12 protein-coding genes are annotated in these 16,428 nt (G+C 63.1%); 3 read left to right on the top strand and 9 right to left on the bottom strand.

Annotated elements, in window-relative coordinates; genetic code table 11:
• Positions 1–42 precede the first annotated feature (42 nt).
• Positions 43–2,946 carry a valine--tRNA ligase gene (locus tag BSY17_RS14695; RefSeq protein ID WP_069066052.1) on the top strand — a complete coding sequence of 968 codons (2,904 nt, stop codon included), beginning with the start codon at positions 43–45 and terminating at the stop codon, positions 2,944–2,946.
• Positions 2,947–3,185: 239 nt separating this feature from the next.
• Positions 3,186–4,637, top strand: coding sequence for an MATE family efflux transporter (locus BSY17_RS14700; RefSeq protein WP_069066998.1), 1,452 nt, complete (start codon positions 3,186–3,188; stop codon positions 4,635–4,637).
• Here BSY17_RS14700 and BSY17_RS14705 read toward each other — a convergent pair whose 3' ends face one another.
• Positions 4,638–6,293 (bottom strand): ATP-binding protein, encoded by a 1,656-nt coding sequence (locus BSY17_RS14705; RefSeq protein WP_069066053.1) that lies wholly within the window; start codon positions 6,291–6,293, stop codon positions 4,638–4,640. It lies immediately after the preceding gene.
• A gap of 225 nt (positions 6,294–6,518) precedes the next feature.
• Here BSY17_RS14705 and BSY17_RS14710 point away from each other — a divergent pair, with 225 nt between their 5' ends.
• Positions 6,519–7,592, top strand: a complete 1,074-nt coding sequence (locus BSY17_RS14710; RefSeq protein WP_069067000.1) for an acyltransferase family protein — start codon at positions 6,519–6,521, stop codon at positions 7,590–7,592.
• On the opposite strand, the gene BSY17_RS14715 is transcribed toward BSY17_RS14710, so the two are convergent.
• The 8 genes from BSY17_RS14715 to BSY17_RS14750 all read right to left on the bottom strand — a co-directional run bounded on the left by BSY17_RS14715 (position 7,587) and on the right by BSY17_RS14750 (position 16,401).
• Positions 7,587–8,594 carry an LLM class flavin-dependent oxidoreductase gene (locus BSY17_RS14715; RefSeq protein ID WP_069066999.1) on the bottom strand — a complete coding sequence of 336 codons (1,008 nt, stop codon included), beginning with the start codon at positions 8,592–8,594 and terminating at the stop codon, positions 7,587–7,589. The genes BSY17_RS14710 and BSY17_RS14715 overlap by 6 nt on opposite strands.
• 45 nt (positions 8,595–8,639) lie before the next feature.
• A complete protein-coding gene (locus BSY17_RS14720) occupies positions 8,640–9,080 on the bottom strand; it encodes an Hpt domain-containing protein (protein ID WP_069067001.1) in 441 nt (146 codons plus the stop codon).
• Between the two features lie 72 nt (positions 9,081–9,152).
• Positions 9,153–9,368 (bottom strand): sulfurtransferase TusA family protein, encoded by a 216-nt coding sequence (locus BSY17_RS14725; protein ID WP_037480362.1) that lies wholly within the window; start codon positions 9,366–9,368, stop codon positions 9,153–9,155.
• Positions 9,355–10,722 (bottom strand): ribosome biogenesis GTPase Der, encoded by a 1,368-nt coding sequence (gene der / locus BSY17_RS14730; protein ID WP_037480361.1) that lies wholly within the window; start codon positions 10,720–10,722, stop codon positions 9,355–9,357. Before der ends, BSY17_RS14725 begins: the two co-directional genes overlap by 14 nt.
• 121 nt (positions 10,723–10,843) lie before the next feature.
• The gene (locus BSY17_RS14735; protein ID WP_069067002.1) at positions 10,844–12,166 is read right to left on the bottom strand and encodes an outer membrane protein assembly factor BamB family protein; all 1,323 of its coding nucleotides are present in this window, start codon (positions 12,164–12,166) and stop codon (positions 10,844–10,846) included.
• A gap of 40 nt (positions 12,167–12,206) precedes the next feature.
• A complete protein-coding gene (locus BSY17_RS14740; RefSeq protein WP_069066054.1) occupies positions 12,207–12,905 on the bottom strand; it encodes a tetratricopeptide repeat protein in 699 nt (232 codons plus the stop codon).
• Between the two features lie 78 nt (positions 12,906–12,983).
• Positions 12,984–13,856, bottom strand: coding sequence for a 3-methyl-2-oxobutanoate hydroxymethyltransferase (gene panB, locus BSY17_RS14745; protein WP_069066055.1), 873 nt, complete (start codon positions 13,854–13,856; stop codon positions 12,984–12,986).
• A gap of 88 nt (positions 13,857–13,944) precedes the next feature.
• Positions 13,945–16,401, bottom strand: a complete 2,457-nt coding sequence (locus BSY17_RS14750; RefSeq protein WP_069066056.1) for a TonB-dependent receptor — start codon at positions 16,399–16,401, stop codon at positions 13,945–13,947.
• Between the last annotated feature and the right edge of the window lie 27 nt (positions 16,402–16,428).

Raw genomic sequence — 16,428 nt, forward strand, 5'->3', positions numbered from 1 at the left:
TTCGGCTGGAACGGGGCGGCAAGGCGCATTAAGGCCCGTGCCATGACCGAACTGCCCAAAACATTCGACCCCGCCGCAATCGAAACCCGCTGGTACGCCCATTGGGAAGAAAAAGGCCTGTTCCGCCCCGAACGGCCGGATGCGCAGCCCTATACGATCGTCAATCCGCCGCCCAATGTGACTGGCAGCCTGCATATCGGCCACGCGCTCGACAATACGTTGCAGGACATCATGATCCGCTACGAGCGGCTGCGCGGCAAGGATGCTTTGTGGGTGGTCGGCACCGACCATGCAGGCATCGCGACGCAGATGGTGGTCGAGCGGCAGATGAATGCGAAGGGCGAGAAGCGCACCGATTATAGCCGCGACGAATTCATCGCCAAGGTCTGGGACTGGAAGCAGGAAAGCGGCGGCACCATCACTGGCCAGCTGCGGCGGCTGGGCTGTTCGATGGACTGGAGCCGCGAACAATTCACCATGGACCCGCATTTCAGCAAGGCCGTGGTCAAGGTGTTCGTGGAACTGCACCAGCGCGGCCTGCTCTATCGCGACAAGCGGCTGGTGAACTGGGATCCGCATTTCCGGTCGGCCATTTCGGATCTTGAGGTGGAGACGAAGGAGACGCAGGGCGGCTTCTGGCGGTTCAAATATCCGCTGGCCGATGGCGTTCGCCTGGCCGACGGGGCGGACCATATCGTCGTCGCGACGACGCGGCCCGAAACGATGCTGGCCGACATGGCGGTCGCGGTCCATCCCGACGATCCGCGCTATCGGAGCGTGATCGGCAAGGAGATTCTCCAGCCGATCACCGGGCGGCGCTTGCGGATCGTCGGCGATGACTATGCTGATCCTGAACTGGGGTCTGGCGCGGTCAAGATCACGCCGGGGCATGATTTCAACGATTTCGAGGTCGGCAAGCGCGCAGGGATCGCGGCGGGCCAGATGCTCAACATGTTCGATGCGGATGCGAAGGTGGTGCAGACCGCTGACGGTCTGGTGCCGGAGGCGTTTCTAGGGCTGGATCGGTTCGAGGCGCGCAAGGCAGTGGTCGAGGCGATGAAGCCGGGTTTCTTGGTGCCGCATGTTACCAGGAACAAGGAAGGCGAGGAAGTCGCCGCCGACTTCGAGCCGCGCGTGATCCAGACGCCGTTCGGGGATCGCTCCGGCGTGGTAATCGAACCCTGGCTGACCGACCAATGGTATGTCGATGCCGCCAAACTGGCCGTCGCGCCAATGCAGGCGGTGCGAGACGGGCGGATCGAGATCGTGCCCAAGACGTGGGAAAAGACCTTCTTCAACTGGATGGAGAATATCCAGCCCTGGTGTGTGAGCCGTCAGCTTTGGTGGGGGCATCGGATTCCGGCTTGGTTTGGTCCGCATCTGAACAATCATGCGATTATGCCTGGCTCGCGTGATTTGATCTTGGTTGCAGAGACCGAAGAGGAAATGCTCAAGCAAGCGCGGCAGATATATGATGCTGATGTCGAGATCGTTGTCGTTAATTCTTGGGAAGAGGCTTGCCAGTACGAGTTTCAATCGCGACGCGCCGTGATTTATCGGGATGAAGACGTCCTCGACACCTGGTTCTCCTCGGCGCTGTGGCCGTTCGGGACGCTGGGCTGGCCGGAAGGCGCAACAGAAAAGCCCCTCCCCTTCAGGGGAGGGGTTGGGGTGGGGCCGAGCGATCAGGGGGCACCTATGGGGCAAAGCCCCACCCCCGACCCCTCCCCTGAAGGGGAGGGGAGCAACTCGCTAGTATCCCGCCACTACCCCAACGACCTCCTCATTTCCGGTTTCGACATCCTGTTCTTCTGGGACGCGCGGATGGCGATGCAGGGGATGGAGTTCATGGGTGACGTGCCATGGCGCAAACTCTATCTCCACGGCCTCGTCCGGGCGGCGGACGGGCAGAAAATGTCCAAGTCCAAGGGCAATGTCGTCGATCCGCTCGGCCTGATCGACAAGTTCGGGGCCGATGCGCTGCGCTTCTTCATGGCGGCGATGGAGAGCCAGGGCCGCGACGTGAAGATGGATGAGAAGCGGGTCGAGGGCTATCGCAACTTCGCGACCAAGCTGTGGAACGCCGCACGCTTCCTGCAGTCGAACGGCGTGACGGCGTCCACCAGTCATGAGGCACCCGCCGCGCAATTGCCGGTCAACCGCTGGATCATCGCCGAGACGGTCGCGACCGTGCAGGCGATCGACAGCGCGCTCGCCGACCTGCGCTTCGACGCGGCGGCAAACGCCATCTATCATTTCGTGTGGGACCAGTTTTGCGACTGGTATATCGAACTGACCAAAGGCGGGATGGACGACGAGACGCGCGCGGTCGCGGGCTGGGCGTTCGATCAGATATTGGTGATGCTGCACCCCTTCATGCCCTTCATCACCGAAGAGTTATGGCACCTGACCGGCGCGCGCGCGAACGAACTGATCGTTGCGCAATGGCCGCAGGCGCTGGCGGCGGTGGACAGCGAAGCGCAGGCGGAGATCGACTGGTTGATCCGGCTGGTGAGCGCCATCCGTACCGCGCGGACCGAACTCAACGTGCCGCCGGGCGCGAAGCTGCCGGTGGTGGTGAGCGACGGGTCGGAGGAGACGCATCGTCGCCTCGATCGGCAGGGTGCGGCGCTGGCGCGGCTGGGTCGCATCGCGAGCCTGACCTTTGGCGAAGCGCCGACGGGCGGCGCGGCGCAGATCGTAGTGGACGAAGCGACCTTCATCCTGCCGCTGGAAGGCGTAATCGACATCGCTGCGGAAAAGGCGCGGCTCGCCAAGGCGCTGGCCGCGGCACAGAAGGAGCGCGATGCGCTGGGCGGGCGCTTGTCCAACCCCAGTTTCGTCGAGAAGGCCAAGCCCGAAGCGGTCGCCAAGGCGCGCGAGGACCATGGCGAGAAGACCGCCGAGGCGGAACGGTTGCAGGCGGCCCTCGACCGGCTGGGGTAGGTGGGTCTCTGCGAGTTTTGAGATACAGGCGATCATATTCGATAGCGGCGTGTTGAAAAGCCTAATCCTCCCCTGACAGGGGAGGTGGCAGGCGAAGCCTGACGGAGGGGTGTCGCCCTATCGATAGGGTGACACCCCTCCACCGCCTTTGGCGGTTCCCCTCCCCTTACAGGGGAGGAATTTGGGGTCGGGCCTGCAATAAATATGTTTGTCATGTAGTTGGGGGCGGGGGAATGAGCATGGCGGCAGGCAAGACGGGCGCAAAAGACCTGACGCAAGGGCCGATCGCGTCCACGCTGATGCTGTTCGCGATGCCCACCTTGGCGTCGAACATCCTCCAGTCGCTCAATGGATCGATCAACGCCATCTGGGTCGGGCGTTTTCTGGGGCCGGAGGCGCTGGCGGCGACCGCCAATGCCAATATCATCATGTTCCTCATGTTCTCGGTCGTCTTTGGCTTCGGCATGGCGTCCACAGTGATGATCGGTCAGGCCATGGGGCGGCGCGACATAGACGCGGCGCGCCGCGCCTTCGGGTCGGCAGTCGGTTTCTGCATGGGGCTGGCGCTTGTCGTATCGACCCTCGGCTGGGTGGGCGCGCCCGCGCTGCTGCGGCTGCTTTCGACCCCGGTCGAAGCCTATGCCATGGCACTGGTCTATCTGCGCGTCATCTTCATCGCGATGCCCGCAACCCTCTTGTCCGTCATGATCATGATGGGCCTACGCGGCGTGGGCGATGCGCGCACGCCGCTGATCTTCATGATCGTCAGCGTGGCGGTGGACCTGATATTGAACCCCGTGCTGATCCTGGGGCTGGGACCGTTCCCGGCCATGGGGATCGCGGGGTCGGCGACGGCGACCGCTGTGGCCGGTTTCGTCAGCCTGATCGGGATCATCGCCTATACCTATGCCAAAGATCTGCCGTTGCGGCTACGCGGATTGGAGCTGGCCTATCTGCGCCCGGCGGCCGAACAGATGCGCGTGCTGCTGGGCAAGGGGCTGCCAATGGGCCTCCAGATGATCGTCATGTCGGCATCGGGCCTGGTGATGATCGGCCTCGTCAACCGCGAAGGGCTGCAGGTGACGGCGGCCTATGGCGCGTCGCAGCAGCTATGGACCTATCTCCAGATGCCGGCGATGGCGATGGGCGGCGCGGTCAGCGCCATGGCGGCGCAGAATATCGGCGCGGGGCGGTGGGACCGGATCAGCCGCATTACCGGCTATGGCATCGGCTATCAGTTGCTGATCACCGGCACCATGGTCGCGGTGATGCTGACCTTCCACGAAGCGTTGCTGGGGCTGTTCCTGGGCGACAATGACGCCGTGATCGCCGAAGCATGGCACATGCAATTGCGGGTAAGCTGGAGCTTTATCGCCTTTGGCTGCACCATGATCCTGTTCGGCGTGATGCGCGCCAATGGCGTGGTGATAAAGCCGCTGATCATCCTGATCTTCACCCTGTTCGCGGTGCGGATCGGCTTCTATTATCTCGCTTACCCCCGGATCGGTGCCGATGCGCTGTGGTTCAGTTTTCCGGCTGGGTCGTTCGTCTCGCTGCTGCTCGCCTATCTGGTCTATGCCCAGGGCGGCTGGCGCAAGGCCAAGCTGCTGGTGCCGGTGCATGAAGAAGAATGCCGCGAGAGCGTGAACAGCGACGCCGAACCCGCTGGACGGATTGCGCCGACCGGATAATTACCGCCCCTGGTTGCGCCAGCGGGTGATGGTGCGGTCGAGGATGGCCTGCTCATCGCCCGACTGCCGCCACAATTGGGTGAAGCTGGGGTCGCCGGACGCGGGGCGGCGATGTTCTTCCAGATTGTCGAGCGCGACGCGGATCGGCACGGCGACGCCTTCGCCGCAGATGATCGCCTCGCGGTTGCGCAGCGCGGGGATCGAATCGAGGAAACCGCGCGCGCCTTCGGGCATGGCGGCTTTGACGAAGGCCTGATCGCGGTCGTTGTTGAGCCGCATGGCGATGATGGTGCCGCATTGCGACAGCACGCCTTCGGCCAGGTCCGACGGGCGCTGGGTGATGAGGCCCAGCGATACGCCATATTTGCGGCCTTCCTTGGCGATCCGCTCCAATATTTTGCGCACCGCCTGACCGTTACCGCTGGTCGAATTGGGAATATAGCGATGCGCTTCTTCGCACACGAGCAGGATCGGCCGCTGCGGTTCGTCGCGCGCCCAGATGGCATAGTCGAACACCAGCCGGGACAGCACCGACACCACGGTCGATGTGATGTCCGATGGCATGGCCGACACGTCGATGATCGAAATCGGCTTGCCGTCCGATGGCAGGCGAAAAATCTTCGCGATGAAGTCCTGCATCGTATCGGCGACCAGCATCCCTGAAAACATGAAGCTGTAGCGCGGGTCGGCCTTGATCTCGTCGATCTTGGTCTTGATCCGCATATAGGGCAGCGACCCGGTGCCCTTGTCGAGCTTGCCCATCTCATTCTGGAGAATGTTGGTCAGGTCAGAGAGCAGATAGGGGATCGGCGAATCGACGGTCAGGCGACCAATCTGTTCGGCAAGCCTATTTTTCGAGCGCGCCGCGAGCAGGCATTTGGCGAGAATGTCGCAATCGACCGTGCGTTCGGAGCCGGAGGAGGTGACGAACACCTCGCAATGTTCCGCGAAATTCATCAGCCAATAGGGCAGCGCCAGATTGCTGATGTCGAATACCGCGCCATTGCTGCTGAAGGCCGCGCCATATTCGCCATGGGGGTCGATCATCACGATATGCCCCTGCGGCGACAGGTCGCAGATGCGGTGCAGGATCAGAGCGGCGCTGGTCGATTTGCCGGTGCCGGTGGAGCCAAGCAGCGCGAAATGCTTGCCCAGCATCTGATCGACATAGAGCGCGGCGCGCGTGTCGGTCGTGGGATAGACGGTGCCGATCTGGACATGCGGCCGGTCATCGGCGGCGTAGATCTGCTGCATATCCTTGCTCGACACCGGGAAAATCTCGGTGCCGGGTGTTGGATAGCGGGTGACGCCGCGCCGGAAGTGAAAGATGCGACCGGTCAGTTTCTCCTCATCGCCTTCGCCCAGAAAGTCGATGTCGGCGACGATGCTCTGGCTCGCCTGGTCCAGCATCATGGCGCGCACGCTGGCAACCAGCCAGACCGTGCCGACGCGCATCTTGACCTGGCTGCCGACCTGGCCCGCCATCGCGGTGCAAGGGTCCATGTCCTGCCCCAATAGGGCGAGACGCTGTGGATCGATCAGGATCTTGGAACTGGACCCGGCGATCTGGAATACCATGCCCATCGATTGGGCCATGGCCAGGGACGTATGCGTCGCTGTCGGCGTGAAGTGATGCGCACCCGGCATATGGGTCATGAGCCTTTGTCGTCCCCTGGTCCGGAAAGACTTCCGGCAAACACATGATGTCTAGGTGGCGAAGGTAAAGATTAGCTTATGCATGCGCCGATCATGGCTTGATCGGGCAATTTGGGGCATGACCCCTTACCATTGCGTAGCCATTGGTCCGAAACGGATCGGATCGTCGCAGGGGAACAGGACAGGCTTTGGGGCATTGAGCCTGCGCCACTACAGGATATTTTCGTGCCCGAAACGATAACGGACCATGGAGCCCGGCGCTCCTACGCGATTGCCATAGCCCGTGTCATCTGCATCCTCGGCGTGGTTTATGTCCATGCCTGGACCGGCTTGAACGGCGAAGCGCTCAATGCGTTGCGCGGAACGGCGCAGGAAAATCTGCGCTGGCTCTTGATGGAATTATTCGGCCGTAGCGCCGTGCCGTTGCTGGGCCTCATATCGGGCTGGCTGGTGGCGGGGTCGAGCGGTACACGTAACTGGAGCGGGCATGTCCGGCGCAAGGCGCGGACGATTCTGCTGCCCATGATCCTGTGGAATGGCATCGCGATCCTGCTGGTATCGAGCGCTGCGCTGACCCTTGGCCTTTCCGCGCCCGTGCCGCGGACGCTCTGGTGGCTCGTGAATGAAATGCTGGTCCTGACCCGCAATCCGGACATCAATGTCCAGATGGGGTTTCTGCGCGACCTGTTCCTGTGCATGGTCGCCGCGCCGTTATTGGTGCGTATGCCGGGCTGGGCATTAGGGATCATCGCGCTGGTTGCGGCGGCGTGCCACGTCACGGGGTTGGGGCCGCCTGTGTTGATGCGTGCGTCGATCCTGTTCTTTTTCACCCTCGGCATATTGGCGCGACGGGGTGCTTGGGAGGCGCGGATCATTCGCTTGCCCTTGTTATGGGCGCTGCTGCTGTTCGCTCTGCTGATGAGCGTGCAGCTTTATCGTGCGATCATGGTCGGCGACGGGGAGGCGGTATTGACGCAGCGGACGCTGGACCTAGCCGTTCGGCTGGCCGCCGTCATTGCTTTCTGGCGGATGGCCTGGGCACTGGCGGGCAGCGCGGCGCGCGCCATGCTGCTACGCATCGAGCCTTATGTCTTTCTGCTCTTCTGCGCGCATTTGATCCTGATCTGGCTGGGTGGACCCTTTCTCGGCAAGCTGACTGGCCCGCTGGGGTCACCGCTTTATCCGCTCTACCTGATCCTTCAGCCGCTGCTCGTGCTGGCCGTTGTGATTGCGCTGGGCCAAATACTCCGCCGGGTCGCGCCGCGCGCTGCCAAACTGCTCAGCGGCGGTCGCCTATAGCGCGGGTTCAGGCGCGGTGAGCGCCTGCGCCGCCGCCATCGCGATGGCGAAGCTGCGCTTGCGGGCCGCAGGATCGAAAATCTGCCCGGTCAGGATCAACTCGTCGGCCCGCGTGCGGCGCAGGAAAGCGGCCAGATCACGCTCGACATCCGCTTGCGTGCCAATGCTGGACGCGCTCAGCACATCGGCCAGCATGGCCTGCGCCTGGGGCGGCAGCGTGTCGTAATAATCCGCCACGGGGGGCTGGAGCTTGCCGGGCTGCCCAGTGCGCAGCCGCACGAACGCCTGCTGCATCGAACTGGCGAGCAATTGTGCATCGGCCATGCTGTCGGCGGCGAAGACATTATACCCCGCCATCACATAGGGCTCCTTCAACTGAGCCGAGGGGCGGAAATCGCGGCGATAAATCTCGATCGCCTCGTCCAATGCACCAGGCGCGAAATGCGAGGCGAAGGCATAAGGGAGGCCGAGCGCCGCAGCAAGTTGCGCGCCGTAGAGGCTGGAGCCCAGAATCCACAGCGGCACGTTCGCGCCTGCGCCTGGCGTTGCCTGAATACCCAGCCGATCATCGGCGGCGAAATAGGCTTGTATCTCCATCACGTCGCGCGGGAAATTATCCGCTCCGCCGACAAGCGTGCGGCGGATCGCCTGGGCCACCCGCTGGTCCGACCCCGGTGCACGACCCAGCCCTAGATCAACCCGGCCGGGGAAGAGCGCGTCGAGCGTGCCGAACTGTTCGGCGATCAGCAGGGGGGCATGGTTGGGCAGCATGATGCCGCCTGCGCCGATGCGGATCGTCGATGTCGCCTGACCAATATGCGCCAGCACGACCGACGTCGCGGCCGACGCGATGCCCGCCATGCCATGATGTTCGGCGACCCAGAAACGGTGATAGCCCAGCCCTTCGGCATGGACGGCGAGGTCAGCCGTATTGGCGAGCGCGGTGGCGATGCTGTCGCCTTCGCGGACAGGGACGAGATCGAGCAGGGAAAAGCGTGTCATGGTCCCCATATGGGGGCATGATGGGTTTTATTTCAATACGTAAATTCAGATGACGCGGCCAAAGCCCTGAGCCGGGGCTTCGGTACGGCGGCCGAAGGTCACAGGACGACGCGCCACCAGCGGATTGGCATCGCGATCCAGCAACGCCAGCGTTTCGGTAAAGCAGGGACGGAGCGCGACGACGGTTTCGATCAGTTCGTCGGGCTGCTCACGGGTTTCGACGCAGCGGCGCGCGACCATCTCGATCTCTTCGGCCATGGCGCTCAAGCGATAGGCACCGAACTGCGCCGACTCCCCCTTGAGCGTGTGTGCGGGGGTGACCAGTGCGACGGCGTTGCGCGCGCGGAATGCCTGTTCGATTGCCTGGATCGACTTCACGCCATCTTCGCGAAAATAGCCCAATATACGTGGGAATGCCGCACCCAGCTCATTCCGGGTCCGGGTAAATTCGGTCCAGTTGACCAGATCGGTCTCTTGATGGGGCACGCGCACCGCTCCTTTGGCTAAGGTCTGGAAATAGGCGGGCTGCGTAAACAGGCGGTTAAAGCGGGATGATGATCAGCCTGGGCGGCGCAGTGAAAAGCGATGGTCGCTCAGCGCCTCGAACGCCCAGCCTTGCGCGCTTGCCAGGGCCGCGAGTTCGGCAGGCGCGATCGGATCGTCGGCCTCCACCACCACCGCATCGGCCCCGCGCATGGCCCGTGCCGCGCGCAGCACGGGCCAGGGGCATTTCATGCCGCGCGCGTTGACCGACAGCGGCTCATTTTGTGGCATAAGGATTCTTGGCGCTCCGTAGCGTCAGCCGCACCGGCACGGCGCCAAAGCCCAGTTCCCGCCTTATGCCGTTCACCAGATAGCGGCGATAGCTTTCGGGCAGATCGTCCAGCCGCGTGCCGAACAGCACGAAGGTGGGCGGACGGGTCTTGTTCTGGGTGATGTAGCGCAGCTTGATCCGCTTGCCGCCCGGCGCTGGCGGGGGATTGGCCTCCAGTGCGGTTTCGAACCAGCGGTTGAGGACGCCGGTCGATACGCGCTGCGACCAGGCCGTGCGGGTTTCGAACGCGACATGGATCAGGTCGTCCAGCCCCTTGCCGGTGGCCGCCGACACGGTCATGATCGGCACGCCTCGCACCTGCGCCAGCCCGTCGTCCAGCGCTTTCTTGATGCCCTGATACAGGGCCGAACCATGTTCGACCGTATCCCATTTGTTGAGCGCAACGACGAGCGCACGCCCTTCCTCCAGCACCTTGTCGGCGATGCGCAGATCCTGCGCCTCCAGCCCGCGCGTCGAATCGAGCAGCAGCACCACGACTTCGGCAAAGTTCACAGCATTCAGACCGTCGGTGACGGCCAGTTTTTCCAGCTTGTCCTGCACCTTGGCATGTTTGCGCATCCCCGCCGTGTCGATCAGGCGGACGGGGCGCTCCACGCCCTCCCGGCTGGTCCACATCCAGTCCACCGCGATGCTGTCGCGGGTAATGCCGGCTTCCGGCCCGGTCAGCAGGCGGTTTTCGCCCAGCAGCCGGTTGATCAGCGTTGACTTGCCCGCATTGGGGCGGCCGACGATGGCGAGCTTGAGCGGTGCGCTCTCGTCATCCTCGTAAAATTCCCGCTCGAACGGCTCGTCGCCCTCGCGCTCGACATGGGGCAGCAACGCCTGGAACAGATCGGCCATGCCTTGGCCATGTTCGGCCGAAAAGGGGACAGGTTCGCCAAGTCCCAGGCTGAAGGATTCCATCACGCCATCGTCGGCGGCTTTGCCCTCCGCCTTGTTGGCGACCAGGATGACCGGCGCATCATTGGCGCGCAGCCAGCGGGCGATTTCCTCGTCCAGCGGCGTGATGCCTGCCCGCGCGTCGATCATGAACAAGGCGACGTCGCAATTTTCCACCGCCGCTTCGGTCTGCATCCGCATCCGGCCGGGGAGACTGTTGGCGTCCTCATCTTCATAACCGGCGGTGTCGACGATGGTGAAATCGAGGCCGAGCAGATGCGCCTCGCCCTCGCGCCGGTCGCGGGTGACGCCGGGCTGGTCATCGACCAGCGCGAGCTTCTTGCCGATCAGGCGGTTGAACAGGGTGGACTTGCCCACATTGGGCCGCCCGACAATGGCTACGATGGGCAGCATGGAGGCCCGTTTCCTTCTTATCTAAAAAACGCAATGCTCCTGCGAAGGCAGAAACCCAGTCCAAAAGCGGAGGAACTGGGCTCCGGCCTTGGCAGGAGCATGCTTAGCACGAATATTGGGTTTAGCGGAACGCCGTCAGTTTGCCGTCATCCGCCAGAACATAGAGTATATTGTTGGCGACGATCGGCGAAAGCGACATGGAGCGATCCATATCGACTTCGGATTGCACCGAACCGGTCGTCGGATCGACATAGGCCATCTGCCCGCGCGTCGACACGACGATCAGGCGACCGCCCGCCAGCACCGGACCTGTCCAGCGGATCGCCTTGTCCTTCTTCTTTTCATTCTGCCAACGGCGCAACTGGCTGACCCAGCGGATCTTGCCGGTCGCGCGGGCGACGCAGAGCAGGCGCGCGTCGCTCGTGACCGCGAACACCCATTCACCCACCACCCAGGGAGTGGAAATGCCCGCAATATTGATTTCCCAAAGGCGCTGGCCGCTGGTCAGTTCATAGGAGGCCATGCGTCCGCCCTGACCGATCGCAAAGACACGGCCACGGTCGATGACCGGGTCGGCGTCGATGTCGGTCAGGGTCGCAACCGCCGTCGAAATGCTGGTGCGCGAAAGGGCATCGCCCCACAAAGTCCGGCCATTTTCGTAGCGATAAGCGTTGATTTCGCCAGAGCTATAGCCCGCGACGACCGTGCCCTGCGCGGCGGCAGGGGCAGCAACGCCGAAGATCCCCGTAACCTGCAGGGTGCCGCTGTCGGTCCACTGGGTTTCCCCATCGGACTGGTTCAGCGCAAAAATCTGATTGTCCTGGCCCATCACATAGACATGGCCATTTTCCAGCGTCGGCGCGCCGCGCAGCGGCCCGGCCAGATGCTTCTTCCAGATGATCGCGCCGTCATTGGCATTGAGCGCGAACACGTCGCCCAGGCCCGTGCTGGCGAACACACGATCGCCGACGACGCTGACGCCGCCGCCGAACAGCGACCGGCCATTGCCCTTGCCCTCGGCGGGCAGGTTGGTCTGCCACAATTTCGATCCGCTCGTGGCATCGAACGCAATGACATGTGCGCCGGCATCCGTGACGAACAGCTTTCCGCCCGCTACAACCGGCGAAGCGGCAAGCCGGGCCTGCGGCGAACTGCCGTCAATGGTCGCGGTCCATAGCTGCGTCGGCGAACCGCCGAGCGCGACATGGCCCATCGCTTTGGACGGATCACCGCCCGGCTGCGACCAGTTTTCGTTTACGGCGGGGACGGGGAGGGTGACCTGAACGTCGGCCAGGCTCGGTTCGACCTCGACACCCTGTTCGCTGGTCAGGATGGATACGCGATTGCCGACTACGGGGGTCTTGGGTCCGCCCTTCTTGCCGCCGATGATGCCGCACCCGGCGACCATCATAATCATGGCGGTAAGCGTCAGGGCGCGGCCCATGGGCGCAAATCTCTTCATCTTATGCTGTCCCATTGCCTCGTTACCCTTCCGTCGGCTCGGCCGGTATCTCTACCGCGTCGATCCCCATGACGCCTGCCATCTGACGCGCGCGTGAACGAATCGACTGCGGCACATTGCTGTCCTTGGCAAGAGCGGCGAACATGGGGCCTGCGAGGTCCGTCTTGCCCATCTTGGCATAGGCGATGGCGACCAACTCGCCCGCGCTGCCGAACCAGGGCGCGCCCTCGACCGCGAGCGGCTTGAGGCGATCGACCACTTGCTGGGGTTTGAGCGTCTCAAATTCCAATGCGGTCTGGCGGATCAGCGCCAGATCGCGATAGGGTTGGTCGAGGCCAGTGTCGGCGGCCATGGCTGCGTATAGCGCGATCGCGCTTTTGGCGTCGCCCTTGCGTGCAGCCACGCCCGCCTTGAGCAGTTGCGCTGACGCGCGATAGCCCGGCTGGTCGGCCTTGGTCAGCGCGTCGAGTTGCTTGGCATCGGGCGTTCCGCCACCAGCGGCGGTCGTCAACACCGCGTCCATCTCTTCGGACACCGCCTGCGACTGGCTCTGCTGATGCTGCTGCCAATAGAGCCAGCCGCCAAAAGCCGCGAGGCCGACCACCAGCACGACCAGAAGCACACGGCCATAGCGCTGCCAGAAGGACGTGAGCTGGTCCTGCCGGACGGCTTCGTCGACTTCACGCATGAAGGCTTCACTATTTTGCGGCGTCAGGGCCACTGCATTCTCCGGGACATGGATCAGAAATATGTGAGGGCAGAAGGCGCGACCAATAGCGGCGCTTATGCCACAGGCAAATCACTTTTTCGGGCGATAGACCTGTTCTTCGGTGGGGAAGGCGCGGCTGCGCACATCGGCGGCGTAACGCTGGGCGGCACTGTCGATGCTTTGGGCGATATTGTCGAATCGCTTTACGAACCGGGGGACGCGCTCGAACATGCCCAGCATATCCTCCGTCACCAACACCTGCCCGTCGCAATGGGCGGATGCGCCAATGCCGATCACCGGCACATCGACGCTGTCGGTGATGGCGACGGCCAGTTCCTCCATCACCCCCTCCAGCACCATGGCGAAGGCACCGGCGTCGGCGACGGCGCGCGCATCGGCCATGATCTTGGCATGTTCCTGCTGGCTCTTGCCCCGCGCGCCATAGCCGCCCAGCGCGTTCACCGCCTGCGGGGTGAGGCCGATATGCGCCATCACCGGGATGCCGCGCTGGCCAAGGAAGCTGATCGTCTCCGCCATGGCCTGCCCGCCTTCCAGCTTGACCGCCGCCGCGCCGGTTTCCGCCATGATGCGGCTGGCGCTGGCAAATGCTTGCTGCGGCGAGGCTTCATAGCTGCCAAAGGGCATGTCGATGATGACGACACTATGATAGCTGCCACGCACGACCGCCGCGCCATGGGCGCACATCATGTCGAGCGTGACGGCCAGCGTGGATGGCAGGCCATAGATGACCTGTCCCAGCGAATCGCCGACCAGCAGCATGTCGCAATGCGGATCAAGCAGTTGTGCCTGCCGCGCGGTATAGGCGGTCAGCATCACCAGCGGCTCGGTCGTCTTGCCCTCGAACTTGCGCCGCTGGATGGCGGGCACGGTCAGCCGCTTCATGGGGGCCGGGGTGGGCGTGGCGCGGCTGGTGGCCGTGTCGATCGTGAAGGTCGTGGACATGGGTGCGCTCTACCCCAGCGCAGCGCGCGGCGCAAACAGCCAGGGGTGGAGGAGCGGCATGGTCGCGCCGCTCCTCCGGGGTGAGCTGTCAGAAGGAGAATTTGATCGTACCGCCCCAAGTCTGCGGATCGCCCGGTTGCCCCGCGATCAGGCCGGTATTGCCCGGCGCGACCTGCAATGTTTCGATATAGTTGACGTCGAAGGCGTTGCGGACCCAGCCGAAAACGTCGAAGCCCTCGCCCCGGAAGCCCGCGCGGACGTTTGTGAGCGCATAGCCCTTCACTTCGGTATAGATTGAGGGTGAGGCGTTGGAATTCCAGCGCGACCGATAATTGCCATCGACGCCAAGATAGACCTGGCCCTCCTTCGCCAGCAAAGTGACCGGCGCATTGACCTCCGCGCCGTAGGAGAAGGCCCATTTCGACACGCCGGGCAGTGCCTGCCCCGAAATATCGCACTGGCGCGGGCTGAGCGCGCCGGGGACACCGGCTTGCGAATAATCCGGCGTTGCACTGGCGGGCTGAAGCGTGCCGCCCGACAATTCGGGCGGGCAGGGTGCGTTGGTGAATCTCTTATACTTCGCATCCGTATAGGCACCGTTGGCATAGGCGCTGAAGCGATCGCTCGGCGTGATCTTGAAGTCGGCTTCGATGCCCTGCGACCGGACCTTGCCCGCGTTGGCGAGGTAGCCGCGCACCGTGCCGAACTGGCCACCATTCACCGTCGCCTGGAAATTCCTGATGTCGGTACGGAAGGCGGAGAGGTTGAAGGTCGCCCGACGATCCCACAACTGGGTCTTGAGGCCGATTTCATAATGGTTGACCGATTCGGGTCTCACCGTGCCAGCATCGTAATTGACTGTGTTGTCGGCGTTGAGCGGCAAGCCATTCTGGTTGATGCCCAGCGTCTTGAAGCTTTTGGCATAGGTCGCATAGGCGAGGACATCGCGCGCGAATTTGTAATTCACGTTGAAGTCGTAGGTGAAGTTCCAGGCGCTGTCCGAGGGTGCGCTGACCTGCGGCTGGTAGACGCCGCATTGCGCGGCCAGCACTGATCCGGCGGCCGGGGTCGGGGAGCAGCTGATGAGCTGGCCCTGTCCGTTGGTCACCACGCGCTCGTAGAAGCCCGACTTCTTGTCATAATTGATACGCGCGCCGGGTTGAACGGTCAGGGCGTCGGTCACCTTCCAGCTAAGCTGGCCGAACAACGCTGCGCTGTCGCTCTTGAGATATTGCGTGTTGTTGGCGGTCAGGCCTTGCAGCACGCTGGGATCGTTCGCCAGCGCACCGGTCAGGCTCCACCGGCTGGCGTCGGCACCCTGTTGCTCTGTGCCCTGGGTGTCGATCCGTTGCTTGAAGCCGAACAGGCCGACGACGAAATCGATCCGGTCGTCTTCCTGGCTGTAGCGAAATTCCTGGCTATACTGGTCCTGCTGCGAGGGGTTTTGCGATCGGGACACGATCGAAAGGCCGGTAAAGTCGCGATCATTTTCCGGCTTCCAGTCCCAGAACCGCCAGGCGGTGACGGAGGTGAATTTGCCTGCGCCCAGATCCCAATTCACCTTCAGCGATACACCACCAATCTTGTTGCCAGCGTTCAGGCTGGAATCGAGATCGGTGAGGCGATCATAGACATTGCGACTGGGCGTGTAGTTGCGGCCCGGATTGGCGGCATTGATCGCCGCGACCAGCGCGTCATATTGCCGGTTGAGCGCGCGCTGGGTGCGACCGACGCGCACGAAGGCGGTGCCAAAGCCTTCCGGGTCTTGCTTGCTGTAATCGCCCGACAATGTGATGCTGAGGTCTTCGTTCGGTTTGAACAGCAATTGGCCACGAATACCCAGATTGTCCTGCTCGTTGATCCAGCGATCCGACGTCGTGTTGAAAAGGGTGCCGCGCCGACTGGTCGATGCGATCGCGATCCGCGCGGCGATCGTGTCGGACAGCGGGCCGGAAATGGCGGCCTTGGCCTGCTTATAGTTCAGGTTGCCGACGGTCAGTTCGGCGCGCCCCTCGAAATCGAAGGTTGGCTGGTTGGTCGTGATGTTGATCGCGCCAGCAGTCGTGTTCTTGCCATAGAGCGTGCCTTGCGGCCCGCGCAGCACTTCGACCTGCGCCACGTCCAGAAAATCGAAGGTCGCGGAGGCAACGCGCGAATTATAGACATCGTCGACATAGATGCCGACACCCTGTTCGAACCCGTCGCTGGTCAGGCCGAACGGCACGCCAAGGCCACGGATGTTGACCGATGTGTTGCGCGGATTGGTAGTGTAGACCTGCAGCGTCGGGGCCAGTTGCTGCAACTTCACGATGTTGAAGTTACCGGTCGATTCGATGCTGTCGCCCCGGATTACCGAGATGGCGAGCGGCACTTGCTGCGCCGTTTCCTGGCGACGCCGCGCAGTGACGATGATGACGTCGCCTCTGGCCGGTGCCGCTGTAGCCGCAGGATCGGCCGTTTGCGGGCTGACATACTGTGCAAACGCCGCAGGCACGATGATGGAAGCGCTCGCCACGCTGGCGAGCAACAGGAAACGCGCAATCATAAATATCCCCTTTAGGTCCGGCTGTCC

Origin of the sequence: Sphingobium sp. RAC03 (assembly GCF_001713415.1) — a bacterium.
Lineage (GTDB): Bacteria > Pseudomonadota > Alphaproteobacteria > Sphingomonadales > Sphingomonadaceae > Sphingobium.